This window comes from Streptomyces sp. NPDC057002 (assembly GCF_042673825.1).
Taxonomy (GTDB): Bacteria; Actinomycetota; Actinomycetes; order Streptomycetales; family Streptomycetaceae; genus Streptomyces.
The window spans coordinates 1,694,828-1,718,825 of record NZ_JBHURZ010000001.1 but is presented as its reverse complement, the minus strand read 5'-3'; the positions used below and the strand labels follow the sequence as shown (position 1 = coordinate 1,718,825).

Annotated in this window: 20 protein-coding genes; 11 read left to right on the top strand and 9 right to left on the bottom strand. The window is 72.2% G+C overall.

Going from position 1 to position 23,998, the window contains the following annotated elements; all coding sequences use genetic code 11:
- Window positions 1-131: 131 nt before the first annotated feature.
- Together ACFT32_RS07710 and ACFT32_RS07705 are read left to right on the top strand one after the other, a co-directional pair.
- Entirely contained in the window at window positions 132-1,541 is a 1,410-nt protein-coding gene (locus tag ACFT32_RS07710) for a phytoene desaturase family protein (RefSeq protein WP_382486843.1), read from the top strand.
- Complete coding sequence (locus ACFT32_RS07705) at window positions 1,538-2,047, top strand: O-acetyl-ADP-ribose deacetylase (RefSeq protein ID WP_382486842.1); 510 nt, start codon at window positions 1,538-1,540, stop codon at window positions 2,045-2,047. The genes ACFT32_RS07710 and ACFT32_RS07705 overlap by 4 nt, the downstream gene beginning before the upstream one ends.
- A 13-nt stretch (window positions 2,048-2,060) precedes the next feature.
- Here ACFT32_RS07705 and ACFT32_RS07700 read toward each other — a convergent pair whose 3' ends face one another.
- Window positions 2,061-2,894, bottom strand: a complete 834-nt coding sequence (locus tag ACFT32_RS07700) for a class II glutamine amidotransferase (protein WP_382486840.1) — start codon at window positions 2,892-2,894, stop codon at window positions 2,061-2,063.
- 239 nt (window positions 2,895-3,133) lie between these two features.
- Between ACFT32_RS07700 and ACFT32_RS07695 the strand changes: the two genes are divergently transcribed.
- The 3 genes from ACFT32_RS07695 (at window position 3,134) to ACFT32_RS07685 (ending at window position 6,656) form a co-directional block, all read left to right on the top strand.
- On the top strand, window positions 3,134-5,806 hold the full coding sequence (locus ACFT32_RS07695) for a LuxR C-terminal-related transcriptional regulator (protein ID WP_382486838.1): 2,673 nt from the start codon (window positions 3,134-3,136) through the stop codon (window positions 5,804-5,806).
- Window positions 5,803-6,333: a hypothetical protein gene (locus tag ACFT32_RS07690; RefSeq protein ID WP_382486836.1), complete on the top strand. Its 531-nt coding sequence runs from the start codon at window positions 5,803-5,805 to the stop codon at window positions 6,331-6,333. Before ACFT32_RS07695 ends, ACFT32_RS07690 begins: the two co-directional genes overlap by 4 nt.
- A gap of 125 nt (window positions 6,334-6,458) precedes the next feature.
- Window positions 6,459-6,656 (top strand): hypothetical protein, encoded by a 198-nt coding sequence (locus tag ACFT32_RS07685; RefSeq protein ID WP_382486835.1) that lies wholly within the window; start codon window positions 6,459-6,461, stop codon window positions 6,654-6,656.
- Between the two features lie 39 nt (window positions 6,657-6,695).
- Here the strand turns inward: ACFT32_RS07685 and ACFT32_RS07680 are convergent, their stop codons facing one another.
- Both ACFT32_RS07680 and ACFT32_RS07675 read right to left on the bottom strand, forming a co-directional pair.
- Complete coding sequence (locus ACFT32_RS07680; protein ID WP_382486833.1) at window positions 6,696-8,102, bottom strand: DUF2252 domain-containing protein; 1,407 nt, start codon at window positions 8,100-8,102, stop codon at window positions 6,696-6,698.
- Window positions 8,103-8,105: 3 nt separating this feature from the next.
- On the bottom strand, window positions 8,106-8,735 hold the full coding sequence (locus ACFT32_RS07675; protein ID WP_382486831.1) for a potassium channel family protein: 630 nt from the start codon (window positions 8,733-8,735) through the stop codon (window positions 8,106-8,108).
- A gap of 260 nt (window positions 8,736-8,995) precedes the next feature.
- On the opposite strand from ACFT32_RS07675, the gene ACFT32_RS07670 reads away from it, so the two are divergent.
- Both ACFT32_RS07670 and ACFT32_RS07665 read left to right on the top strand, forming a co-directional pair.
- Window positions 8,996-9,436: an SHOCT domain-containing protein gene (locus ACFT32_RS07670; protein ID WP_382486829.1), complete on the top strand. Its 441-nt coding sequence runs from the start codon at window positions 8,996-8,998 to the stop codon at window positions 9,434-9,436.
- A 25-nt stretch (window positions 9,437-9,461) separates the two neighbouring features.
- Window positions 9,462-9,911: a hypothetical protein gene (locus tag ACFT32_RS07665; protein ID WP_382486827.1), complete on the top strand. Its 450-nt coding sequence runs from the start codon at window positions 9,462-9,464 to the stop codon at window positions 9,909-9,911.
- Between the two features lie 67 nt (window positions 9,912-9,978).
- On the opposite strand, the gene ACFT32_RS07660 is transcribed toward ACFT32_RS07665, so the two are convergent.
- Both ACFT32_RS07660 and ACFT32_RS07655 read right to left on the bottom strand, forming a co-directional pair.
- On the bottom strand, window positions 9,979-11,649 hold the full coding sequence (locus ACFT32_RS07660; protein WP_382486825.1) for an ATP-binding cassette domain-containing protein: 1,671 nt from the start codon (window positions 11,647-11,649) through the stop codon (window positions 9,979-9,981).
- A 234-nt stretch (window positions 11,650-11,883) separates the two neighbouring features.
- Window positions 11,884-13,929: a SpoIIE family protein phosphatase gene (locus ACFT32_RS07655; protein WP_382486824.1), complete on the bottom strand. Its 2,046-nt coding sequence runs from the start codon at window positions 13,927-13,929 to the stop codon at window positions 11,884-11,886.
- Between the two features lie 161 nt (window positions 13,930-14,090).
- Here ACFT32_RS07655 and ACFT32_RS07650 point away from each other — a divergent pair, with 161 nt between their 5' ends.
- Both ACFT32_RS07650 and ACFT32_RS07645 read left to right on the top strand, forming a co-directional pair.
- Window positions 14,091-14,921, top strand: a complete 831-nt coding sequence (locus ACFT32_RS07650; protein WP_382486822.1) for an alpha/beta fold hydrolase — start codon at window positions 14,091-14,093, stop codon at window positions 14,919-14,921.
- A 218-nt stretch (window positions 14,922-15,139) separates the two neighbouring features.
- Window positions 15,140-19,048: a glycoside hydrolase family 2 TIM barrel-domain containing protein gene (locus ACFT32_RS07645; RefSeq protein ID WP_382486820.1), complete on the top strand. Its 3,909-nt coding sequence runs from the start codon at window positions 15,140-15,142 to the stop codon at window positions 19,046-19,048.
- A 30-nt stretch (window positions 19,049-19,078) separates the two neighbouring features.
- On the opposite strand, the gene ACFT32_RS07640 is transcribed toward ACFT32_RS07645, so the two are convergent.
- The gene (locus ACFT32_RS07640) at window positions 19,079-19,441 is read right to left on the bottom strand and encodes a metalloregulator ArsR/SmtB family transcription factor (protein WP_189726259.1); all 363 of its coding nucleotides are present in this window, start codon (window positions 19,439-19,441) and stop codon (window positions 19,079-19,081) included.
- Between the two features lie 131 nt (window positions 19,442-19,572).
- Here ACFT32_RS07640 and ACFT32_RS07635 point away from each other — a divergent pair, with 131 nt between their 5' ends.
- Window positions 19,573-21,042: an AlkA N-terminal domain-containing protein gene (locus ACFT32_RS07635; RefSeq protein ID WP_382486818.1), complete on the top strand. Its 1,470-nt coding sequence runs from the start codon at window positions 19,573-19,575 to the stop codon at window positions 21,040-21,042.
- A 9-nt stretch (window positions 21,043-21,051) separates the two neighbouring features.
- Window positions 21,052-21,534, top strand: a complete 483-nt coding sequence (locus ACFT32_RS07630; protein ID WP_382486816.1) for a methylated-DNA--[protein]-cysteine S-methyltransferase — start codon at window positions 21,052-21,054, stop codon at window positions 21,532-21,534.
- Here the strand turns inward: ACFT32_RS07630 and ACFT32_RS07625 are convergent.
- From ACFT32_RS07625 to ACFT32_RS07615, 3 genes are all read right to left on the bottom strand, one after another.
- On the bottom strand, window positions 21,531-22,262 hold the full coding sequence (locus ACFT32_RS07625; protein WP_382486814.1) for an NAD-dependent deacetylase: 732 nt from the start codon (window positions 22,260-22,262) through the stop codon (window positions 21,531-21,533). The two genes, ACFT32_RS07630 and ACFT32_RS07625, sit on opposite strands and share 4 nt — an antisense overlap.
- A 534-nt stretch (window positions 22,263-22,796) precedes the next feature.
- Complete coding sequence (locus tag ACFT32_RS07620) at window positions 22,797-23,291, bottom strand: NUDIX domain-containing protein (protein WP_382486812.1); 495 nt, start codon at window positions 23,289-23,291, stop codon at window positions 22,797-22,799.
- A gap of 28 nt (window positions 23,292-23,319) precedes the next feature.
- Entirely contained in the window at window positions 23,320-23,835 is a 516-nt protein-coding gene (locus ACFT32_RS07615) for a hypothetical protein (protein WP_382486810.1), read from the bottom strand.
- Window positions 23,836-23,998 lie beyond the last annotated feature (163 nt).

The window sequence follows — 23,998 nt, the reverse complement described above, 5'->3', positions numbered from 1 at the left end:
CCGGGCGTCCTCCAGGCGTCTCCCAGGCGTTGTCCTGGCCGGAAATCACCCGCGGCCGGTGACTGTCAGTCCCCGGGCATATCCTGATCCTCAGTGGCCGTCGGCTGACGAAGGGGTCAGAGGTGCCGTCGATGCTCGATGCCGTCGTAGTGGGTGCGGGACCGAACGGACTGACCGCGGCCGTGGAGCTGGCCCGCCGCGGCTTCTCCGTCGCCGTCTTCGAGGCCCGGGGCACCGTGGGAGGCGGGGCCCGCACCGAGGAGCTCACCCTGCCCGGCTTCCGGCACGACCCCTGCTCCGCGGCGCACCCGCTCGGCATCAACTCACCGGCGTTCCGCGCCCTGCCGCTCGAGAGGTACGGCCTGGAGTGGTTGCACGCCGAGCTGCCCATGGCGCACCCCTTCCCGGACGGCACGGCGGCCGTGCTGTCCCGGTCGGTGGGCGAGACCGCCGCCTCCTTCGGGCCGCGTGACGCCGGGTCGTACCGCAGGCTCGTCGAGCCCTTCCTGCCCAAGTGGGACACCCTGGCCCGGGACTTCATGTCCCTGCCGCTCACCGCGCTGCCCCGCGACCCGGTCACCCTGGCCCGCTTCGGGCTCGTCGGCCTGCCCCCGTCGACCCTGCTGACGCGCCGCTTCCGCGACGAACCGGCCAGGACGCTGTTCGCCGGGCTCGTCGCGCATGTCATGGCACCCCTCGGCGGCTTCGCCACCGGCGCCATCGGCCTGGTCTTCGCCCTCGCGGCGCACGCCCGCGGCTGGCCCGTCGCCCGCGGCGGCTCCCAGACCATCTCCGACGCCCTCGCCGCCTATCTGCGCGACCTCGGCGGCAGCGTCCACACCGACTACGAGGTCAAGCGCCTCGACGACCTGCCCCCGGCCCGGGCGTACGTCTTCGACACCTCGCCCACCGCCCTGGCCCGCATCGCCGGCTTCGGCGACCACTACGCCGACTACCGCTACGGCCCGGGCGTCTTCAAGATCGACTACGCGCTGGACGGGCCCGTGCCGTGGACCGCGAAGGAGGCCCGCGTCGCCGGCACGGTCCAGATCGGCGCGAACAGCGCGGAGATCGGCACCGCACTGCGCGCGGCGTCCCGGGAAGGCCGGGCCCCCGACAAACCGTTCCTGATCACGGTTCAGCCGAGCGTCGTCGACCCCACCCGGGCCCCGGCGGGCAAGCATGTCTTCTGGGCCTACGGCCATGTCCCGCACGGCTGGACGGGCGACCTCACCGACGCCATCGAGCGCCAACTGGAGCGCTTCGCCCCGGGGTTCCGCGACCGTGTCCTGGCCCGCGCCACCGCCGGCCCGCGCGAACTCGCCGCCCGCAACGCCAATTACGTCGGCGGCGACATCGCCTCCGGCGCGGTCTCCGGACTCCAGCTCCTGCTGCGCCCCAAAGTGACCCCGTTCCCGTACCACACCCCCCACCCGGCCGTCTTCCTCTGCTCGTCGGCGACCCCGCCCGGCCCCGGCGTGCACGGCATGTCGGGACACAACGCGGCGAAGGCCGTATGGAGGCGACTGAGGCAGTCATGACCACCATCGCACTGGTCCAGGGCGACATCACCCGCGAGAGCGTCGACGCCATCGTCAACGCGGCCAACTCCTCCCTGCTGGGCGGGGGAGGGGTCGACGGTGCGATCCACCGGCGCGGCGGCCCCGCGATCCTCGAGGACTGCCGGAAGCTGCGTGCTTCCCACTACGGCAAAGGCCTCCCCACAGGACAGGCCGTCGCCACCACCGCGGGCGACCTGGACGCCCGCTGGGTGATCCACACGGTCGGCCCCGTGTTCGACGCGACCGAGGACCGCTCCGCCCTGCTCGCCTCCTGCTACCGCGAGTCCCTCCGCGTCGCCGACGAACTCGGCGCCCGCACCGTCGCCTTCCCGGCGATCTCCACCGGCGTCTACGGCTATCCGATGGAGGAGGCCGCGGGTATCGCGGTGGACACGGTGCGCACCGCCCGGACCGACGTCGAGGAGGTCCGGTTCGTCCTCTTCGACGCGCCGGCGTACGAGGTGTTCGCCGCACGGCTCCGCTGAGGCACCCGCGCACTCAGACCGGCTCGGGCTCGAAGTGCCGCAGCATGTCCCGGCCCGGCTGGACGACGCCGTAGCTGCTCTCCGGTACGGCGTTCCAGACCCCGGGCAGATCGCCCAGCGGCTCCGACACGACCAGCCGGGTCTCCTCGGAGACATGCCTCAGGAAGGCCAGGTCGGGGTGGAGGGCACGCACATCGTCCACCCGGCTGCTGTAGTACAGCGACCGCGAGTCCCCGCCGCTGGAGTACCGGAAGAACCAGACCCGTTCGCCGTCGGTCACCGCGATCGTCATCTGCAGCGGCTGCGGCACCCCGTGCTCGTGCCCCAGCCGCTCGACGAGCCCCGCCATCCGGGCCACCGCCCCCGGCGGATCGCCGTCGAGCCCGAAGGTGAGGGCCACGTGGAACATCACCTCGGAGTCCGTCGTGCCCTCCAGCGCCGGGAACAGCGCCGGGTCCACGGTCAGCATCAGATCCCGGCGCAGGTCGTGGAACCCGGAGATCGCCCCGTTGTGCATCCACAGCCAGCGTCCGTGGCGGAAGGGGTGGCAGTTGGTCTGCTGCACGGTCGTCCCGGTGGAGGCGCGCACATGGGCGAAGAAGAGTGACGAGCGGACGTGGTCGGCGATCTCCCGCAGATTGCGGTTGCTCCAGGCGGGACCGGTGTCGCGGATGACGGCGGGAGTCCGCAGGTGCCACGCGTACCAGCCGATTCCGAAGCCGTCGCCGTTGGTGGTCTCGACACCCATCCGCGCGTGCAGGCTCTGGTCGATCAGCGAGTGCTGCGGCCGGTAGAGGACGTCGTCGAGCAGCACGGGGGTGCCCGAGTAGGCGAGCCAGCGGCACATGGCGGGTACCCCCGTTCCGAGCCGCCCGGGCCGTGCCGCACGGCTGTGTAGGTGGTGCGCGTGGACCTCAGCGAACCCGGGTCGTCCCGTCGGCGCATCGCCCGTGGCGGGTGGTTGCGCGGCGGCCGTCGAGGCCGTTCACGGCCCGGCCGTGGGCGTGCGCCGGGGGGTGAGGCTTGAGATCCTGGGGGAAACGAGCGCTGCTTGTGATCCGTCGGACGGCGAACAGGGTGGGCTCCATGGCCGTGACCGAGGAGACCGGTGCGGAACCGGCGTCCGCGGGCGTCGACCCCACGGGCGATCCACTGCTGCGCACCCGGTTCGCCCTGCCGAAGCGGCCCGCCACGTTCCTGCGCCGCGCCCGCCTGGTCCGGCACCTCGACCAGGCTCTCGGAACACCCCTGACGATGGTCAACGGGGCCGCCGGCGCCGGCAAGACCCTCCTGGTCGCCGACTGGGCCGCCGGCCTCACGGAACCGGTCGCCTGGCTCACCGCCGACCCCGCCGACCAGGCCCCCGGCATCTTCTGGGCCTATCTGCTGGAGGCACTGCGCGCCGCTGGCGTACCGGTGACGGGCGACGTCGGCTGCCCGGCGGAGGCGGCCCATGTGGACCGGCGGACCCTGACCCGCCTGGCCGCCGACCTGGAGCGCCGGGACCACACCACCGTCGTCGTCCTCGACGAGTTCGACCGGGTGACCTCCCCCGAGATCGCCCGGCAGTTGCAGTTCGTCCTGCACCACGCCGGACGAGGCATGCGCCTGGTCCTCGTCTCCCGCACGGAACCCCTGCTGCCGCTGCACCGCTACCGGGCCTCGGGCGAGATCACGGAGATCCGGAACGCCGAGCTGGCGTTCACCTCCGAAGAGGCCCATGACCTGCTGTCGCGGCACGGACTGCACCTGCGGGCCGACGCCGTACGAGCCCTGGTGGAGCGGACCCAGGGCTGGGCCGCGGGACTCCGGCTGTGCGCCCTGGCCGCCCGGCAGGGCACGGACCCCCACGCCTATCTGAAGCAGTTCGAAGCCGACCACAGCACGGTCGCCGACTTCCTGCTGGCAGAGGTGCTCGACCGGCAGACACCCGGCACCCAGGACCTGCTGCTGCGCGTCAGCGTCCTGGACCGCTGCTGCCCCGACCTGGTGAACGCGCTGACGCTGCGCACCGACGCGGAGCCGATCCTGGCCGCGCTGCAGCGCGAGAACGCGTTCGTCCACTACCTCGGACACTCCTGGTACAGCCTGCACCCCCTGTTCGCGGAGATCCTCCGCGCCCACCTGAGGGAACGCTTCCCCGGCCTGGAGCCGGAGCTGCGCGGCCGGGCCGCGCAGTGGCTGAGGCGATCCGGAGCCCTGCCCGACGCGCTCGTCCAGGCGGCCGCGGCGGACGACTGGGAGTTCACCGCCCGCGTCGTGGTCGACGATCTCGCGATCGGGCAGCTCTTCACCGGGCTGCGCTCCGAGGAGCTGACCGCCCTGTTCGCGGGGATGAGCCCCGAGGTCACGGGCCCGGCGCCCGACCTGGTGCGCGCCGCCCGCGAGCTGGGCCGGCGCGATCTCGAACACGGCCTGGCCCATCTGCGCCGGGCCGAGGAGGAACTGGGCCGGGACGAAGCCGGTGCCGCACCGGTGCGGCTCAGCTGTGCGCTCCTGGAAGCCCTGGCGGCCCGGCTGACCGGCTCCCCGGGCAGAGCGGAGCGCGCCGCCGAGCAGGCGAGGCTCCTCCAGCGTGAGGTCCCCGGGCAGCTCCTCGACGAGCACCCGGAACTCACCGCCCTCCTGCTCACCCACCTGGGCTCCGCCCGCCTGTGGGCCGGGCGCTTCGACGACGCCAGGACCGCCCTGTCGGCGGTGGCCGGATCCCCGGAGGGAGCGGCCACGGCCCTGCCCCGGTGGGAGGCCCTCGGCCACCTCGCACTGATCGACTACCTCAACGGCTGGCTCGGCCCGGCCGAGCACAAGGCCCTCGCGGCGGCCGGCCAGGCGGAGCGTTACAGCCTCCCGCGGCGCTCCCGGTCCGGCATCGCCCCGCTGGTCCTGGCCGCCGTCCTCATCGACCGTGACGAACTCGACGAGGCGCAGGCGCTCCTCGACGAAGCGGCCGTCTCCCACCCGCTCGTCGAGGACCCGGTGGTACGGGCCGGCCGGACCCTCATCCGGGGGCGGCTGTTCCTGGCCCGGGGGGACGCCCGGGCCGCGCTGGCGGCGGCGGACGCGATCGTCCCGGCGGCCGTGAGCTCACCCTGGGCCGAGGACCACGCCGCCCTGCTCGCCTCCGCCGCCCACCTGGCCCAGGGACATGCCGAGCCGGCCCGGCAGGCCGTTGAGCGGGTGGCGCACCACCGCAGTGCGTGCGCGGTCGAGGCGGCCCGCGCCCGGCTCGCGGCGGGCAGGCCCGAAGGCGTGCTCGACCTGCTCGACAGCCTGCCGGAGAACGACCGGCCCGGCCCGGCGGTGACCGTCCGCGCCACGCTGGTACGCGCCCGGGCCGCCCTCGACACCGGGGACCCCACCACCGCCCGCCGTCTGGTCGCCCGGGCCCTCCTGGACGGCCGGCGCGAGCAGCTGCGCCGCCCCTTCCTGGAAGCCGGCACCTGGATCCGTCCGCTGCTGAACACCGGCCGGCCGCGGGAACTGGCATCCGGCTGGCTCCTGCCGGGCCCCGGCCGGTACCGCGCCCCCGGGCCCGCCGCGCCCGACGGGCCTCCGGAGCTCGCCGTCGAGGAGCTGAGCGCCCGCGAGCGTGACGTGCTGCGGCGCGTGGCCGAGATGATGTCGACGGAGGAGATCGCCGCCGACCTCCACGTGTCCGTGAACACCGTGAAGACCCACCTCAAGAGCATCTACCGCAAGCTCGCCGTCACCCGGCGCGGCGACGCCGTCCGCCGGGCGCGCGAACGGCGGCTCCTGTGAGAGGGACCCCGACCACGGCCGGTGGAGCGGCAGGGCGGGCACGCGGTGCCGTGCGGCGGTCCCGGGCCGACTACACCGGCGGCGTCTACGGCTCCATGCTCGCCGCCTCCGTGGTGATCGGCGTAGGAACCCTGGGGTCGCTGCCCCGGGTGGAACTCGTGGCGCTGCTGCTGATGACCGGTGCGGTGTTCTGGCTCGCGCACGTGCACGCGCAGCTGTTCGGGGCGCGCCTGGCGCAGGGGGCCGTGGGACGCCGGGCCGTGCTCCAGGTGTGCCGTGAGGAGTGGCCGATCCTGGAGGCAGCCGTCCCGTCCGCCGTCGCCGTGGCGATCAGCGCGCTGCTGCCCCTGGACATGCCGGGCACCCTGTGGCTGGCGCTCTCCGTGGCGGTGGCCGGACAGGTCGGCTGGTCGTTGGCCGCCGCGGCCCGGGCCGGTGCCTCGGGGAGGCAGATGGTCGTCTCCGCCGCGGTGAACCTGCTGCTCGGCCTGCTGATCATCATCCTCAAGATCGTCCTGAAGGAATGAGGAAGGACTGAGGAGCGGACACAGGTTCACCTGCGCCGGGTGAGGGCGGACGGCTCGCCAGGGCGGACCATCGCAAGGGAAGGGCGTGCACGGCCCGCCCCACGCCGCCCGCGGGAGAGCAGCTCATGCGCTACGAGATCCGCGTCGACGGACACATGTCGGAGACGCTGGCCAAGGTCTTCCCGGAGCTGGATCATGTGGTGATGTCCGGTCAGACGGTCCTGTTCGGCCCCGTCATCGACGAGGCCCATCTGTACGGGCTGCTGACCCGCTTCCAGTCGCTGGGTCTCAGGGTCGTGGAGATGCGCCAGCTGCCGGAGTGAGCGGGTGCCGTGATGAGCGGGCCGGGGGGGAGTGGGGGGTCACAGCACCGCCGTGCGAATCCTGCCGGAGCGGGCTGCCGCGCCCAGCGCCGCGAAATCGCGCTCGTTCTGATCGGCGTACGACTGGGCGAAGCCGGCGAGCGCGCGGTCGAACCGGTCGCCGCCGCCCAGGTACGCCGCGATGGCGACGGCGTCGCCCGAGCGGGCGTGGGCCCGCGCCAGGCTCGCCCCGCACAGCCGCGCGAACAGCCGGAGCATGGCCGGGTCCATGGTGTCCGCCCGCGCGATGCCCTTCCAGTCCCGCAGCTGGCGTACGTAGAAGTCCCGCTCGTGTCCGTCGAGACCGAGGGCGTGCGTCCAGCCCAGGAGGATGTCACTGGTCGTCTGGATCAGCCGCTGTCCCGCCACCACGCGGCGGCCCTGGTTGTCGTAGCTGTCCCCGCCGGTGTGGGCGGCGAGCACCGACTGCTGTGCCTCCTTGGCCTGGAGGAGCAGGGGATCGTCGTCGTCCCGGCCGAGCAGCAGCACGATCCAGCAGCGGGTGCCGACACTGCCGACCCCCACCACCTTGCGGGCGATGTCCACCAGGCGGTAGCGGCGCAACAGGTGCCTGCGCTCGGACGACAGACTGCCCGCATAGCCCTCCAGGACGGTGAGCAGCTCCTTCTCCTGTTCGGGCGAGGAGTCGGACACCAGATCCCGCAGCGGGGTGATCAGCGGTGGGTCCGGTGTGATCCGCCGCCCCTCGGCCGTGGTCCCGGTGAGCTTCGCGAAGGCCTGGAGGTGGGTGCGGGTGCGGGCCTTCGCCGTGGCCTCGGCGGTACGGCGCCTGGCCTCCTTGGTCATCGACGCGGCCATCAGCTCCCGCATGCGGTCGGCGTCGTCCTGCGCGTACCAGATGTCCAGGGTGCGCATGCCGGCGAACTCCCGCATCCGCTGCCGGTAGGCGCGTACGCAGGTTTCCACCGCGCCGTTCTGCTCCGCGGTGTCGAAGCCGTTGGCCCGGCCCGCGATGGCGAAACTGGCCGCCAGCCGCTTGACGTCCCACTCGAACGGCCCGGCCAGGGTTTCGTCGAAGTCGTTGATGTCGAAGACCAGATGGCGCTCCGGCGAGGCCAGCAGCCGGAAGTTCAGCAGATGGGCGTCCCCGCACAGCTGCACCCACAGCCCGGTGTCCGCGGCCGCCCCCAGATCGGCGGCCATGATCGCCGCGGCACCCCGGTAGAAGCGGAACGGGGACTCGAGCATGCGGCCGTAGCGGACCGGCACCAACTCCTGTACCCGGGTGGCCGACTGGCGCTCCACCACCTCGACCGGGTCGGGCCGCTCCGGCCCCGCCTCGAACCGGCTGTGGGACGAACGCGGCAACCGCCGCCGCACGCCCCGGCCCGACTCCGCGCGCTCGGCCGGGGACAGGAACTTCGTGGTGAGGCTCGGTACGGTCATGGCTCAGCCCTCCCGTCGGGAGGAGAGGTCCTCCGACGGCTCGTGGTCCCGCCTGCGCAGCCCGGCCTGCACCGCGCCGGCGAGGATCCGTGCCGCCACGCCCACCAGCAGCAGCCCGCCGACCATCTGAAGCATCGTCAGGATCCGCCCCGTCTGGGAACGGGCGGCGATGTCGCCGTACCCGACGGTGGTGAACGTGGTGAGTGTGAAGTACAGCGAGTCTGTCTTTGTCAGCGGCTCGCTGAAGGAACCCGGAGTGGAGTGCTCCAGCAGGAAGTAGGTGCCCGCGAAGAGCAGGATGTACAGGACGAGCGTGGCGGCCAGGGCCTCGACGGCCTTCAGCCGGGGGAACGGCGAGTGGGCGATGGCCTGTACCTCCCACCAGAAGACCAGGACGACCAGCAGCAGGCCGCAGGCGAGCAGCACCGAGGTGCCGGTGCTGGTGCTGCGGCCGTCCAGGGGCAGCACGTAGTAGACGGTGACGAGCCCGATCGCGATGAGCGCCGCGCGAACCAGGACGGTGGCCTTCGCGCGCCGCCTCGGTCGCTCTCGCGGCTGCTGCTGCTGCCGCTGCCGCTCCCGCTCCTGCCGCGGCCGGGCGGGTTCGGTCCGGGCGGTGGCTGGATCGTTCATCTCGTCTCTCGGTCCTGTCGGGTGCGCTCTCCACCTCACCGCCACGGCGCCGGGAACGGATCACCCGTCGCGGGTGACCCGGCGGCAGGCGGGGCGCAGTGACGGCCCCGGCCGCGCCGTCACTGCGTGGCCGGACCGGTCCGGCCGGTGCCCGGCACGCTCACCCGTCCCGGGTGAGGCGGACCGTGCCGGACATGGGCACGCTGAGAACGGCACGGAACGGCCTGCCGGGCGACGTGCGCCCGGGACGGAGGAGTGACATGAGTGCGCAGACCTACCTGGCGTACGACTTTCCGTTGTTGAGCGCCTTCTGGACGATGCTGTGGTTCTTCCTGTGGATCATGTGGTTCGTGCTGCTCTTCCGCGTCGTCCTCGACATCTTCCGTGACGACGATCTGGGCGGTTGGGCCAAGACCGGCTGGCTGGTGTTCTGCATCGTCCTGCCGTTCCTCGGCGTGTTCGTCTACGTCGTCGCGCGCGGCAAGAACATGGGCCGCCGGGAGATATCCCAGGCCCGCGCGCAGCAGGAGGCCTTCGACAGCTACATACGGGAGACGGCCAAGAGCGGCGAAGGACGGGGGAGCAGCGTCGACGAACTCGCCAGGCTGTCCGAGATCCGCGCCCGCGGCGACATCACGGACGACGAGTTCCGCAGGGCGAAGGAGCTGGTCCTGAGCGGCTCCGGCCCGTCGGAACCCTAGCCCCCGAAAGAAACGAGGCAGCAGGATGACCGCCACACACCCTACGCACGCGCACTCGACGGCGAAACGCGAATGGGCCGTCGGTCTGATGGTCTTCGCCGCCGTCATGCTCATGATCGGTGGGATCCTGGGCATCATGCGTGGCATCGCGGCGATCGCCGAGGACGAGGTGTTCCTCTCGACCCCCAACTACGTCTTCGCGTTCGACCTCACGAGCTGGGGCTGGATCCACCTGGTCCTGGGCGCGGTCGCCGTGCTCGTCAGCATGGGGCTGTTCCAGGCGTCGACGTGGGCACGCGTCGCCGGCGTGGGCATCGCCGGACTCATCATCATCGCCAACTTCCTCTCCCTGCCGTCCTACCCGGTCTGGTCGGTCGTGATGATCGCGATCTCCGGGTTCATCATCTGGGCCCTGTGCACGGTGAAGAAGGACGACGCCTGGGAGCCGTTCGAACAGACCCCGAGCAATCCGTGAGGTCCCCATGACGCCCGGGCAGGCGGAACCGCCCGGGCGCACCGGACGCGCCCGGGCGGTTCCGGGGTCAGCGGGTCGTCGTACCCGCCCCCGCCCCCGTCTCCGCCGACCGCCGCTGCGACAGCGCGACGCGCGGCCACGTGGCGATGTCGCGCCGCAGTTGGCGGTCGTGCGTGGCCAGGACGACCGCCGCCTCCGTGGTGTGCAGCGCTTCGGTGAGTTCGTCGACCAGGGCGATGGACAGATGGTTGGTGGGCTCGTCCAGCAGCAGGACGTGCGGGCGGGCGGCGAGGGCCAGGGCCAGGTCGAGACGCCGCTGCTGACCCATCGACAGCTCGGCCACCGGCTTGTTGGTGTCGCGTGAGGTGAGCAGCCCCAGCGAGCCGAGCCCCACCACCTCGCCCTCCTTGAGCACCCCCGCCGTGACGAGTTCGGCGGTGTGCGCCTCGTAGAGGTCACGGGCCCGCCGCTGCGTCGCCCGCGGCGACTCCTGCCCGAGCAGCCGCAGCCGCACCCTGCGCGCCCGGTGCACCCGGCCCGAGCCGGGGGCCAGCCGCCCGGCCAGGACGGACAGGAGCGTGGACTTGCCCGCCCCGTTCGGGCCGGTGACCGCCAGCCGGTCGCCGGACGTCACCGACAGGCTCGTCGAGTCGTGCAGCCGCCCGCCGACCGTCACCTCCTCCACCCGCAGCAGGACGACACCGGGCCGGGCGGGCAGCTCGGGCAGCGAGAAGCGGTGGGGCGGCACCGGCGCGGTGACCTTGTGCCGGTCCAGATCGTCCTGGCGCCGGTGGACGGAACGCACCAGCGCACCGGCCCGGGTGGCGCGCTGGTGCTTGCCGGTGCCCTTGTCCGGGCGCCAGCCGGTGCTCAGCCGGTTCTGCGCCTCGGACAGGGCCTGCTTCAGACGGACGTGCTCGGTCTGCTGCTGCTCGTACTCCTCCTCCCAGCGGACCAGTTCGGCCTCCCGCCCCTCGCGATAGCCGGTGTAGCCGCCGCCGTACACGCCCGGCCGGCCGTCGCGGGTGGGGTCGAGATCGAGGATCGTGGTGGCCACGTCGGCGAGGAGCGCCCGGTCGTGGCTGACCACCACGACGCCGCCGGCATGGGCGCGCAGCCTGGCGGTGAGGTACTCGAGCCCTGCCAGGTCCAGGTGGTTGGTGGGCTCGTCCAGGAGCAGGAAGTCGTACTCGGCGCCCAGCAGACAGGCCAGCCGGATCCGGTAGCGCTGGCCGACCGACAGCGTGGCCAGCGGACGGGCCCGGTCGCTGACCGCACCGAGTCCGTCCAGGGCGACGTCCACCCGCCGGTCGGCGTCCCAGGCGTCCAGCGCCTGCGCCACCTCCAGGGCGTCGGCGTAGACCTGATCGGCACCGGGACGTTCCGCCGCGAGCGCGTCCGCCGCGGCGTCCAGCTCCCTGAGGGCCGCGCGGGCGTCGGCCAGATACGCGTCGATGAAGTCGCCGACCGTGCGCTCGTCCTCGGCCGGCATCTCCTGCTCGGCCACGGCGAGGGTGCCCACACGGTGCACGGTCCCCGCGTCCGGGGCCAGGATCCCGGCCAGGACGTGCAGCAGGGTCGACTTGCCGCGGCCGTTCTCGCCGACGACGCCCCAGCGCGACCTCGGGGAGACCTTCATGTCGACGTCGTGCAGCACGGTGCGGCCACCGCGGTCGACGCGGACCGAGGCGCAGGTCAGCTGGGCCCGGTCGCGGGCAGGCAGAACAAGGGTGGTCATTCTCTTCCTCCGTGAGGAGGCACACTTCACCCCCGGTAAGGGTGCGGGGATGCGAGCGGGCCATCGGATCCGACGGACGGCCGGGCCCAGAACAGGGCGGGCCGTGGGCGACGTCGCGGCTCCCGGCACCTCGGCCCGTGTTCGACAGGGCGTGCGAGGGCGGAGCCGGTGGCCCGGATCAGAGGTAGAGAACGTAACTCACACAAACATGCTAACAGTTGCCGCCGCGAGCGCTCAGGCGCGCGTGCGGACCAGCAGCAGCGCCACGTCGTCGTCGGGCTCCGGGCTCAGCGCGCTGAGGAGGCTGTCGCTGGTCCGCTGCAGGTTCGGGCCCGCGTTCCGCAGGAGGTGGGTCAGCGTGCTGAGCCCGGTGTCGATCGGCTCCCCGCGGTTCTCGACCAGCCCGTCCGTGTACAGGGCGAGCAGCGAGCCCGGGGGAAGCTCCACCTCCACGGTGCCGAACTCCACGCCCCCCACCCCGAGCGGTACGCCGCCGGGCACGTCGACGAGCTTCGCGCTGCCGTCCGCCCCGGCGAGCACGGGCGGCAGGTGCCCCGCGCTGGACAGGGCACAGGTGCCGCGCCCCAGGTCGCACACGGCGTACACGCACGTGGCGATCGCGTCGCCGAGCGAACCGGCGATGTCGTCGAGGTGCCGCAGCAGCTCGGCGGGCGGCAGGTCCAGCCGGGCCAGTGCCCGCGTCGCCGTGCTCAGCTGCCCCATGATCGCCGCGGCCTGGACGCCCTTGCCCATGACGTCCCCGACGACGAGCGCGGTGCGCCCCGGGCCCAGCGGCAGTACGTCGTACCAGTCGCCGCCGACCTCGCTGAGGGCCGGACGGTAGCGGGCGGCGATGTCGAGCCCCTCCTGCTCGGCGGGCGCGGCGGGCAGCAGGCTGCGCTGGAGGGTGAGGGCGGTGCCCCGCTCGCGTCCGTAGAGGCGGGCGTTGTCGATGCAGATGGCGGCGCGCGCGGCGAGCTCCGAGGCGAGCACCCGGTCCCGGTCGTCGAAGGGGCGTTCGTCGACCGTGCGGTACAGGGTGAGCGTGCCGAGCACTTTGCCGCGGGCCATCAGCGGCACCGCCATGTAGGAGTGCGCGCCGGCCTCGCGCAGGGTCTTCGCGGCCCGCCCGTCCCGGGCGATGCGCCGCATCATCTTCGCGTCCACGCGCTCGACCAGGACGGGGCGGGCGCTGCGGACGCACTGCGTGATGATCCGTGACGAACCGTAGGTGGCGAGCTCGCCGACCGGGTCGGCGGCGTGGATGGCGTCGGTGGGGTAGCCGGCCGCGACGGCCAGCGCTCTGAACTCGGCGGGGGCGCCGCCGGACACCGGCGCGATGGTGCCGTGGGCCACGACGGACTCCAGCACGTCCACGGCGGCCAGGTCCGCGAGTTGCGACACCACCACGTCGGCCAGTTCCCGGGCGGTCTGCTGGAGGTCCAGGGTGGTGCCGATCCGCACCCCGGCGTCGGCGATCACCGACAGATGCTGACGGGCCTGGGCGACCTCGGCCGCGGCCTGCTGGCGCTCGGTGACGTCCAGGACGGCCATCGCGAGGCCCAGCACCCGCCCGTCGGTGTCCTCGATGCGGTGGTACGACTCCGAGTAGGCGCGGTCCTGGGCGTCCGCCGCCGTACGGCCGATGGTCTGCTGGTCGAGCAGGGGTCTGCCGGTCTCCAGGACGTGCCGCATCCGGGCCTCGATGGCCTCCACCTCCAGGTCCGGCAGCACCTCGCCGACCCGGCGCCCCAGCACGGCCTCCTCGGGCACGCCGTTGATCCGCTCCAGCGCGGGATTGACCCCGACCCAGCGCAGGTCGTTGTCGAAGACGGCGATGCCGAGCGGGGTCTGGTTGACGAGGCTGTGCGAGAGGGCGAGGTCCCGCTCCACGATCCGTACGGTCGTCGCGTCCGTGGCCAGGCCCAGCAGATGGGGCTGTCCCTCGGGGTCGAGGAGCCGCATCGTGCGGAACTCCACGGCCCGGTCCGTGCCGTCCTTGTGCCGCAGCGGGAAGACACCGGCCCAGCGGGCCCCCGAGCTGACCTGGGCGAACAGTTCCCTGCCCCGGGTCCGGTTCTCGGGCGCGACCAGGAGCGTGTCGGCGCGCCGGCGCAGGGCCTCCGCCGGGGTGTAGCCGAGCAGCTGCTCGATCTCGGGGCTCCACAGAGCGATGTGCCCGCCCGCGTCCAGGACCACGGCCGCGACCTTCAGAAGATCCAGCAGTCCGCCGGGCGCGGCCGTGACGGAGTCGCGGTCCGAGGTCGCATAGCCGTTCATGCGAGCCGCTCCTTCCGGCGCGGCAAAAGGTCCGGCCAAGATCCGTTGCACAGGCTGTCCGATGAGGTCACAGTACGGTCGGTGGAGCGACGCTGTCGCGCCGAAATGACAAAAAATCGAGGGTCGGAACGCAGTTCTGACCACGGAGGGGGAGCGCCGTCATGAGTGACTGGTCTTTGCGGGAGAGTCTGGACACGGCGGCAGGCACCGTCCGCTGGGACCGGCTCGGGGATCCCGGCGGCGAGCCGGTCGTGCTGCTGCACGGGACGCCCTTCTCGTCGTACGTGTGGCACGAGATCGCTCCCGCTCTCGCCGCCGTCGGGTACTCCGTCCACGTCTGGGACATGCCGGGCTACGGCGCCTCGGACATGTACCCGGGCCAGAACGTCTCGCTCGGCGTCCAGGGGGAGGTGTTCACCGAACTGCTGGCGCACTGGGAGCTCGCGGAGCCGTCCGTCGTCGCGCACGACTTCGGCGGCTGTGTGGCGCTGCGCGCGCACCTGCTGCACGGGGCCCGCTACCGCAGGCTCGCGCTGGTCGACCCGGTGGCCCTGGAGCCCTGGGGTTCCCCCTTCTTCCGGCTGGTCGGGGAGCACAGCCAGGTCTTCGAGCAGCTGCCGCCGCCTCTGCACGAGGCCCTGGTGCGGCAGTACGTGACGTCCGCGAGCCATCTCGGCCTGCGTCCCGCCGCGCTCGACGCGCTGGTCCGGCCGTGGACGGGGGAGCGGGGGCAGGGCGCGTTCTACCGCCAGATCGCGCAGGCCGACCAGCGCTACACCGACGAGATCCAGCCGCTGTATCCCACACTCGATCTGCCGGTGACGGTCTGCTGGGGCACCGAGGACACCTGGATCCCGTTCGCCAAGGGGCAGGAACTGGCCGCCATGATCCCCGGCGCCGGGCTGCGGCCGGTACCGGGGGCGGGGCATCTCGTGCCGCTGGACGCCCCCGCCCGGCTGATCAGCGAGGTGCTCGCCTTCCTCACGGCCTGAGAGCAGCCGAACCATCAGGACCGCACAAAGTCCGACGCGGTCATTGCTTCGATTGTGTGCGAGTTCTAGGGTGTGCCTGCTCAGCAGTTGCTCCGTCACCGTCAGTTGACACGCATCCCAACAGAAACACCCATCGAGGGTGTGCAGTTGAGGATCGTGGCTGACGTGCCCTCAGTCCGTGCAGCACCGCACCTGTCGAACCGAGGAAGGCCACGGTCATGCCGCACCCGCACCCGCACCCGCACCCGCTCCCGTCTCCCGCCGACCGGCCCGTAGTCAGCCGCCGTCGGCTGCTCGAAGGGGGCGCCGCCGTGCTCGGCGCGCTCGCCCTCTCGGCGTCGCCCACCGCATCGCACGCGGCCGGCCGGCGCCCGGCGGCGGACGGCCCTCCGGAGTGGAACGACGGACTGGCCGTGTACCGGGTGGGCACCGAGCCACCGCACACCACGCTCATGCCGTACGCGGACCTCGGGCAGGCACTGGACGCCGACCGCACGCGCTCGCCGTACCGGCAGAGCCTCGACGGCACGTGGAAGTTCGCCTACGCCGACCGGCCCGACGACCGGGACACCGACTTCTACCGCACCGACGTCGACGACTCCGGCTGGGACACCATCCCCGTGCCCTCCGCCTGGCAGTTGCAGGGCTACGACTTCCCGATCTACATCAACATCACCTACCCCTGGTGGGGCCCCAACGGCGGCGGCGAGGACGCCCAGCCACCGGCTGCCCCGACCCGCTACAACCCCGTCGGCCAGTACCGCCGTACGTTCACCGTCCCGAAGAACTGGTCGGGCCGGCGCACCTTCCTGCACTTCGAGGGCGTCAAGTCCGCCCACTACGTGTGGATCAACGGCGAGCTGGCCGGCTACCACGAGGACTCCTACACCTCCGCCGAGTACGACATCACCCGCCACCTCAAGCCGGGCACCAACCAGATCGCCGTCGAGGTGTACCGCTACTCCGACGCCGAGTGGCTGGAGGACCAGGACATGATCCGGCTGAGCGGCATCTTCCGCTCGGTCCACCTGTACTCCACGCCCTCGGTGCACCTGCGCGACTTCAAGCTGGACACCCCGCTCGGCGACGACTACACCTCCGCCGACCTCAAGGTCACCGCGCACGTCCGCGACTACGGCGGCGAGGGCGCGGGCCGCTACACCGTGGAGACCCAGCTCTACGACGCGCGCGGCCACGCCGTCTGGTCCCGGCCGCTCCAGCAGCCCGTCGACGTCCCGGCCGGCGACGAGGCCACCGCCGAGGCGTCCAGAGCCGTCCCTTCGCCGAAACTCTGGTCGGCCGAGCACCCGGACCTGTACACCGCGGTGCTGCGGCTGCGCGACCCGGCGGGCAAGGTCGTCGAGACCCTCTCGCACCGGGTCGGCTTCCGCGAGTTCGCACTCAGGGACGGCCTGATGCGCATCAACGGCAAGCCGGTGTCCTTCCGCGGCACCAACCGGCACGAGATGCACCCCGTCACCGGCTCGGCGCTCACCAGGGCCCAGATGATCGAGGACATCGAGATCATCAAGCGCCTCAACATCAACAGCGTCCGCACCTCGCACTACCCCAACAGCCCGCTGTGGCTGGAGCTCGCCGACGAGTACGGCCTGTACCTCGTGGACGAGACCAACCTCGAGACCCACGGCATCCGCGACAAGTTCCCGGGCAGCGGCCACCCCGAGTGGACCGAGGCGTGCGTGGTCCGCGCCCAGAACATGGTCCACCGCGACAAGAACCACGCCTCGGTGGTCATCTGGTCCCTCGGCAACGAGGCGGGCGGCGGCACCACCTTCAACGCCATGTACGACTGGATCCGCGGCTACGACCCCACCCGCGTCATCCAGTACGAGGGCGACGACCGCCCGGGCATCAGCGACATCCGCTCCGAGATGTACGACAGCCCGCAACGCGTCGAGGCCCGCGCCAAGGACACGAACGACAAACGGCCGTACGTGATGGTCGAGTACTCCCACGGCATGGGGAACTCCAACGGCAACTTCAAGAAGTACTGGGACATCGTCCGCCGCTACGACGTCCTCCAGGGCGGCTGGATCTGGGACTTCGTCGACCAGGCCCTGAGCTGGCCCACCCCGACCCGCAAGCTGCTGACCGAGTCCGGACCGGGCGCCCTGCGCGGCGAGGTCATCGCGTCCGCAGGCACCTTCGACCGTGCCAAGGGCGTCTCCGGCGGCACCGTCTTCCCCCGCGACCCCCGCCTCGACCTCACCGGCTCCCTCACGCTGGAGGCCTGGGTCACCCCGCACGTGACGGGCTATCACCAGCCCATCATCGCCAAGGGCGACACCCAGTACGCCCTCAAACAGTCCGACAGGACACTGGAGTTCTTCATCCACGGCGGCGGCCAGTGGGTCACCGCGAGCTGGGCGCTGCCCGACGACTGGACGGGCAAGGAGCACCACATCGCCGGTGTCTTCGACGCGGACGCGGGGACGCTCACCCTGTACGTCGACGGCTCGGTGCGAGGCACCCGCACGACCACCCGGCGCCCCGGCGACAACACGGCGTCCCTGGCGCTCGCCACCGACGTCGACAACCCGACCCGGGAGTTCAGCGGCACCATCCGGCGCGCCCGCGTGTACGCCCGCCCGTTGAGCGCGGCGGAGCTGGCCTCGGACGACCGGGGTCCGGACGACGAGGGCGTGCGGTTCTGGTTCGACGCCGCCACCGTCGGGCTCACCGAGAAGCGCCCGCGCGAGAAGACCTTCTACGCCTATGGCGGCGACTGGGGCGACAACCCCAACGACGGGGCCTTCTCCGGCGACGGCATCGTCACCGCCGACCGGGGGCACACGGGCAAGTCCGCCGAGGTCAAGCAGATCTACCAGGCGATCAACGCCGCCCCGGCCTCGGGCGGCCCCGGAGCCGTCAAGCTCACCAACGAGTACCTGTTCACCAACCTCCGCGAGTTCGACGGCCGTTGGTCCCTCGTCGCCGACGGCAAGGTCGTCCAGCGCGGCCGGCTGACCCGCGACCAGCTCGATGTGGGGCCGCTGTCCAGCAAGGACATCAAGGTGCCGGTACGGCTGCCGGCGAAGCCCGAGCCGGGCACGGAGTACTTTCTCCAGCTCTCCTTCACCACCAAGGAGCCCGCGAAGTGGGCCAAGGCGGGCTTCGAGGTGGCCAAGCAGCAACTGGCCCTCGACGCGGGCGGCCCGGCGGTGAAGCCGGCCCCGCTCGCCGGCGTGCCCACCCTGCGCCACACGGACGGGGACGAGACCCTGTCGGTGAAGGGCAGGGGCTTCTCGGTCACGTTCGACAAGAGCACCGGCACCATCACCTCGTACGAGGCGGCCGGCACGCCTCTGATCACCTCCGGCCCCGTCCCGAACTTCTGGCGGGCGCCCACCGACAACGACCGGGGCAACGGCCACCACACCCGCAACCAGCTGTGGCGCGACGCCGGGGCGAAGCGGAAGGTGGCGGACGTACGGGTGCGGCCCCTGGGCGACCGGGCCGTCGAGGTCACGGTCACCGGCACGCTGCCCACCGGCACGGAGTCCAGGTACTCCACCACGTACACGGTCTTCGGCAACGGCGAGATCAAGGTCGACAACACCCTGCACCCGGGCGCCTCGAACCTGCCCTACATCCCCGAGGTCGGCACCCTGCTGTTCCTGCCGCGCCGGCTGGACCGGCTGCACTACTACGGCCGCGGCCCCGAGGAGAACATGTGGGACCGCAACAACAGCACCGATGTGGGCCTGTACTCCGGCACCGTCTCCGGGCAGTGGACCTCCTATCTGCGCCCCCAGGAGAACGGCAACAAGACCGACGTCCGCTGGGCCGCGCTGACGGACGGCGGCGGACGCGGACTGCTCGTCTCCGCCGAGCCGCTGCTGGAGATCAACGCCTCGCGCTTCACCCCTGAGGACCTGTCGGTCGGCGCCCGCCACGACTACCAGCTCACCCCGCGGGACGGGGTGGTGCTGCGGATCAACCACCGCCAGATGGGCGTGGGCGGCGACAACAGCTGGGGCGCGCACACGCACGACGAGTTCAAGCTGCTCGCCGACCGCGACTACGCCTACACCTACCGGCTGCGTCCGCTGACGCGGGTGAGTGAGGCGATGGACGTCTCACGCCGGCCGACGGCGACCGAATAGCACGAACGGTGGGACAGCGGCGCCGCCGCCTCAGTCGGCGGTGTCGCTGATCCCCAGGCGCAGATGCTCCACGTGGTACACGGCCTGGTCGAGCAGCTCGGCGACATGGTGGTCGTGCAGCGCGTACACGACCGAACGGCCCTGTCGCTCGCCCACCACCAGACCCAGATTGCGCAGCAGCCGCAGCTGGTGCGAGCAGGCCGACTGCTCCATCCCCACCTCGGCCGCCAACTCGGTGGCGGGCAGCGGGCCTTCCCGCAGCCGCGCGAGGATCAGCAGGCGGGAGGGCGTGGACAGGGCCTGGAGCGTGGTGGCCACCTTCGCGACGTTGTCCGCGTCCAGGCGTACGCGCTCGCCGGCGTCCTGCGCGGTGGTGACGGCTCCATGACCCATGACGTCATCGTACCGGGCGCACACGAACACATGAATGAATCTTCATCTGTCCCGGTCCGGGCAGGTCGATGTCGGATTCTCGCCAGACCCGTCTGCCTGCGGTGACCGATGCTGGACGTATGCAGATGGGGATGCACACCGACACCGAGCGTTGCGTACGCGCCGTCCAGTCCAAGGACGCGCGCTTCGACGGCTGGTTCTTCACGGCCGTCCTGACGACCCGCATCTACTGCCGTCCCAGCTGTCCGGTCGTGCCGCCCAAGCCGGAGAACATGGTCTTCCACCCGAGCGCCGCGGCCTGCCAGCAGGCCGGGTTCCGGGCCTGCAAGCGCTGCCGCCCCGACACCAGCCCCGGCTCCCCGGAGTGGAACCAGCGCGCCGACCTGGTGGCCCGCGCCATGCGGCTGATCGCCGACGGCGTCGTGGACCGCGAGGGCGTGCCGGGCCTCGCGGTCCGGCTCGGCTACAGCACCCGGCAGGTCGAGCGCCAGCTGCTCGCCGAACTGGGCGCGGGCCCCCTCGCGCTCGCCCGGGCCCAGCGCGCCCAGACCGCCCGGGTGCTCATCGAGACGACGAACCTGCCGATGGCGCAGCTCGCCTTCGCCGCCGGCTTCGCCTCGATCCGCACCTTCAACGACACCGTCCGCGAGGTCTTCGCCCTGTCCCCGAGCGAGCTGCGCACCCGCGCCCCGAAGCGACAGGGCACGAGCACACCCGGCGCGCTCGCCCTGCGGCTGCCGTTCCGGACCCCGCTCAACCCCGACAACCTCTTCGGCCACCTCGCCGCGACGGCCGTACCCGGGGTGGAGGAGTGGCGCGACGGCTCCTACCGCCGCACCCTGCGCCTCCCGTACGGCCACGGCATCGTGGCGCTGACTCCCACCCCCGACCACATCGCCTGCCGCCTCACCCTCAGCGACCTGCGCGATCTGACCGTCGCCATCAGCCGCTGCCGCCGCCTGCTCGACCTGGACGCCGACCCCGTCGCGATCGACGACCAACTGCGCACCGACCCGGTCCTCGCGCCGCTGGTCGACAAGGCACCCGGCCGGCGTGTCCCCCGCACGGTGGACGAGGGCGAGTTCGCCGTCCGGGCCGTGCTCGGCCAGCAGGTCTCCACCGCCGCCGCCCGCACCCACGCGGCCCGCCTGGTCACCGCGCACGGCGAACCGGTCGACGACCCCGAGGGCGGCCTCACCCACCTCTTCCCGGCGCCCGAGGCCCTCGCGGCACTGGACCCCGAGTCGCTGGCGATGCCCCGCAGCCGCCGCACCACCTTCACCACCCTGGTCCGGCAACTCGCCGACGGCGAACTCCACCTGGGAGTGGAGAGCGACTGGCCGCGCAGCCGCGCCCAGCTCCTCGCCCTGCCCGGCTTCGGCCCCTGGACCGCCGATGTCATCGCCATGCGCGCACTCGGCGACCCGGACGCCTTCCTCCCCACCGACCTCGGCATCCGCCGCGCCGCGAAGGAACTGGGCCTGCCGTCCACGCCCGCGGCGCTCACCGCACGCGCGGCGGCCTGGCGCCCCTGGCGGGCCTACGCCGTCCAGTACCTCTGGGCGACGGACAGCCACCCGATCAACTTCCTCCCGGTATAAGGACGTTCGATGAAGCACCACACCGTGACCGACAGCCCCTACGGCCCCCTCACCCTCGTCGCCGACGACGGAGTCCTGTGCGGCCTCTACATGACCGACCAGCGCCACCGCCCGCCGGAGGAGACCTTCGGCACCCGCGACGACACCCTGTTCGCGGAGACGGAGGCACAGCTCAAGGCGTACTTCGCGGGCGAGCTCAAGGAGTTCACCGTCGAACTCCGCCTGACGGGCACCCCGTTCCAGCGCACCGTCTGGGAGCTACTGAGCCGCATCCCGTACGGCGAGACCCGCACCTACGGCGAACTCGCCGCCACCCTCGGCACCCCCACCGCCTCCCGAGCGGTCGGTCTCGCCAACGGCCGCAACCCCGTCGGCATCATCGTCCCCTGCCACCGCGTCCTCGGCGCGAACGGCAGCCTCACGGGCTACGGCGGCGGCCTGGACCGCAAGCGCCGGCTGCTGGCGTTCGAGAGCGGGGCCGCGCTGTTCTAGGCGGCGTCGCCGAGGCGGCGCAACAGCTCGGGCAGGGCCGTTCCGATGGGTTCCCGCACGATCTCGTCGGCACGCTCGTCGTACGGTGTCGGCTCGGCGTTGACGATGATCAGACGGGCGCCGTGGTCGGCGGCGACACCCGTGAGGCCGGCGGCCGGCTGGACCTGGAGGCTCGTGCCGACGGCGATGAACACCTGGCAGGCCTTGCTGATGGCGGCCGCCTCGCCGAGGACGACGGGGTCGAGCCGCTCGCCGAACATCACGGTCGCCGACTTCAGGACACCGCCGCACTCCAGGCACGGCGGATCGTCCTCACCGGCCTCGACCCGTGCGAGCGCGTCCTGCATCGGGCCGCGGACGTGACAGCCGGTGCACACGAAACTCCGTGCCGTGCCGTGCAGTTCGAGGACCTTGCGGGCGGGCATCCCGGCGAGCTGGTGCAGCCCGTCCACGTTCTGCGTGATCACCCGCACCGGTACCCCCGACCCCTCCAGATCGGCGATGGCCCGGTGGGCGGCATTGGGCTCGGCCAGCAGCGTCCGGTTCTTGCGCCGCATCTGCCACGACCGCCGCCGGATCTCCGGATCGCCCATGTAGTACTCGTACGTCACGAGCTTCTCGGCCTCCGGATCCCGCCGCCACAGCCCGTTCGGACCGCGGTAGTCCGGGATCCCGGAGTCGGTGCTGATACCGGCACCGGTGAGCAGGGCGACGAGGGGCTTGGCCATGAGCCGAGGGTAGGACGCCGGGCCACCCGGAGCGAACGGATATCCGAGCGGCGTGCCCCGCCGTGCCTGGTGGGAGCCGGCGCATTTCCCGCGGCGTCTGTGCAGGTCGGGCGCGACTTCGGTCGCCCGAGGCGCAGCGTTCGAACTCGGGACCGGGGTGATGGTGCGGGATGGCGTGGCTCCGGAAGTACTTGCACGACATCCTCGAAGCCAGGAGCGCTTACCACGCGGGCGCGGCGACCGGCCTGGTCAGCGAGGTGAAGCAGGGCGCCACCGACTACCGGTCGCCGCCACTTCGGCTTCAGCCTTCGCCGTCTCCACCCTCGTCGTCGTGTCGTTCAGCCTGCTCGTCCTCACCCTCGGAGCTCTGACCTGCGCTCTCCTGGGCGCACTGAGCGGCGCCGACCGGTGGCTGTACCACCCCCTGGGCGGTGTGGAAGGCCTGTGCCTCGCACTGATCCTGCTCAGAGGGGGCTGGGCGCGTCGTCGGCGCGGACGTCCTCCCGCGCGGCGCGACCGAGGTCGCCGGCCCCGTCAGCCGACCCGGTGGCCGCTCTCCAGTTCCGCCGTGCCCGAGCCGTCCGCCAGCACGTCCAGGGCGGTGAGGACGCGGCGGCCGAGAGCGCCCGGCAGGTACTCGGTCAGCTCCTCGCGCGGAACGAGCCGCCAGGACAGCAGTTCCTCCTCCTGGAGGCGGATCGCCTTGAGGGCGTCCTCGCCGAGCACCCCGCCGTCGTACAGATACGCCACCAGCGGCGGACGCTCCGGGCCGTGCACCCAGTCCACCGCCAGCAGCCGGCCGAGCTCACGGTCCAGGCCGATCTCCTCGGCAGTCTCGCGCCGCGCGCCCTGCCGCGGGGTCTCGCCGTCGTCGGACTCGATCGTGCCGCCGGGCAGCGTCCAGCCGTCCCGGTAGTTGGGCTCGACGAGCAGCACCCTGCCCTCGCCGTCCCGGAACAGCGCGGCAGCGCCGGCCAGGACGCGGGGCAGGGACGCGATATAGGCGGCGAAGTCAGCAGAGGTGGTCATTGGGGCAGGGTAACCACCGGAGGCCGGCTCAGCCGCAGGGGAAGATCCGGTCGGACTTGTAGTTGATGTAGAGGCTGCTGGAGGTAGAGCCCATCTTGGCGGTCACCGGGGCGCAGGCGAAGCTGGAGACGCGCACCGGGCCCGCGTACTCGCTGAAGTTGCCCGAGTCCACGTCGCAGGACGTGCCGCCCACCTTGCAGATCTGCACGTACATGTACTGCGCCTTGCCGACGTTGTTGTCGAGGATGACGCAGCCCTTGCCGCCGTTCTCGTAGGAGAAGAGGGTCCCCAGGCGCTCGGCGGGGTCGGTGCCGACGGGCAGCGGAACGCCCTTCCTCAGCGTGTAGCCGGTGCCGCAGACGTTGGCCGCGGCCGCGGCGGCAGCCGGCTCGGCCTGCGCGAGGGCCACGGTCTCGGCGTCGGCCTTCGCCGAGAGCGGCACCGAGGGCTGTTCGACGGCGACGGCCTGCGGCGCGGTGAGCACGGCGGCGGACAGGACGGTCGCGGAGGCGGCGGCACGCAGAGCGGTTCTGAGACGAGACATGACAAGCAGACGCTTTCTGTCGGGCGCGAGGACGCGGACCGGATGACTGGAAATGATCGACTGGATCGATGGCCAGATCACTTTACGGTCGGGTTTGATCGACATCGGCGGGTGATCGGTAAGTGGCCGGAATCAGCCGAATGGAAGCGTTTTCAAGCGGAAC

What these genes read in the sequence shown, in the direction of transcription:
- ACFT32_RS07640 (WP_189726259.1), bottom strand. Translation starts at nt 19,441, where the DNA reads ATGGGTCATGGAGCCGTCACCACCGCGCAGGACGCCGGCGAGCGCGTA.
- ACFT32_RS07625 (WP_382486814.1), bottom strand. Translation starts at nt 22,262, where the DNA reads ATGGCCAAGCCCCTCGTCGCCCTGCTCACCGGTGCCGGTATCAGCACC.
- ACFT32_RS07680 (WP_382486833.1), bottom strand. Translation starts at nt 8,102, where the DNA reads ATGACCGTACCGAGCCTCACCACGAAGTTCCTGTCCCCGGCCGAGCGC.
- ACFT32_RS07695 (WP_382486838.1), top strand. Translation starts at nt 3,134, where the DNA reads ATGGCCGTGACCGAGGAGACCGGTGCGGAACCGGCGTCCGCGGGCGTC.
- ACFT32_RS07615 (WP_382486810.1), bottom strand. Translation starts at nt 23,835, where the DNA reads ATGTCTCGTCTCAGAACCGCTCTGCGTGCCGCCGCCTCCGCGACCGTC.
- ACFT32_RS07655 (WP_382486824.1), bottom strand. Translation starts at nt 13,929, where the DNA reads ATGAACGGCTATGCGACCTCGGACCGCGACTCCGTCACGGCCGCGCCC.
- ACFT32_RS07620 (WP_382486812.1), bottom strand. Translation starts at nt 23,291, where the DNA reads ATGACCACCTCTGCTGACTTCGCCGCCTATATCGCGTCCCTGCCCCGC.
- ACFT32_RS07670 (WP_382486829.1), top strand. Translation starts at nt 8,996, where the DNA reads ATGAGTGCGCAGACCTACCTGGCGTACGACTTTCCGTTGTTGAGCGCC.
- ACFT32_RS07650 (WP_382486822.1), top strand. Translation starts at nt 14,091, where the DNA reads ATGAGTGACTGGTCTTTGCGGGAGAGTCTGGACACGGCGGCAGGCACC.
- ACFT32_RS07665 (WP_382486827.1), top strand. Translation starts at nt 9,462, where the DNA reads ATGACCGCCACACACCCTACGCACGCGCACTCGACGGCGAAACGCGAA.
- ACFT32_RS07635 (WP_382486818.1), top strand. Translation starts at nt 19,573, where the DNA reads ATGCACACCGACACCGAGCGTTGCGTACGCGCCGTCCAGTCCAAGGAC.
- ACFT32_RS07685 (WP_382486835.1), top strand. Translation starts at nt 6,459, where the DNA reads ATGCGCTACGAGATCCGCGTCGACGGACACATGTCGGAGACGCTGGCC.
- ACFT32_RS07700 (WP_382486840.1), bottom strand. Translation starts at nt 2,894, where the DNA reads ATGTGCCGCTGGCTCGCCTACTCGGGCACCCCCGTGCTGCTCGACGAC.
- ACFT32_RS07705 (WP_382486842.1), top strand. Translation starts at nt 1,538, where the DNA reads ATGACCACCATCGCACTGGTCCAGGGCGACATCACCCGCGAGAGCGTC.
- ACFT32_RS07660 (WP_382486825.1), bottom strand. Translation starts at nt 11,649, where the DNA reads ATGACCACCCTTGTTCTGCCTGCCCGCGACCGGGCCCAGCTGACCTGC.
- ACFT32_RS07630 (WP_382486816.1), top strand. Translation starts at nt 21,052, where the DNA reads ATGAAGCACCACACCGTGACCGACAGCCCCTACGGCCCCCTCACCCTC.
- ACFT32_RS07675 (WP_382486831.1), bottom strand. Translation starts at nt 8,735, where the DNA reads ATGAACGATCCAGCCACCGCCCGGACCGAACCCGCCCGGCCGCGGCAG.
- ACFT32_RS07645 (WP_382486820.1), top strand. Translation starts at nt 15,140, where the DNA reads ATGCCGCACCCGCACCCGCACCCGCACCCGCTCCCGTCTCCCGCCGAC.
- ACFT32_RS07710 (WP_382486843.1), top strand. Translation starts at nt 132, where the DNA reads ATGCTCGATGCCGTCGTAGTGGGTGCGGGACCGAACGGACTGACCGCG.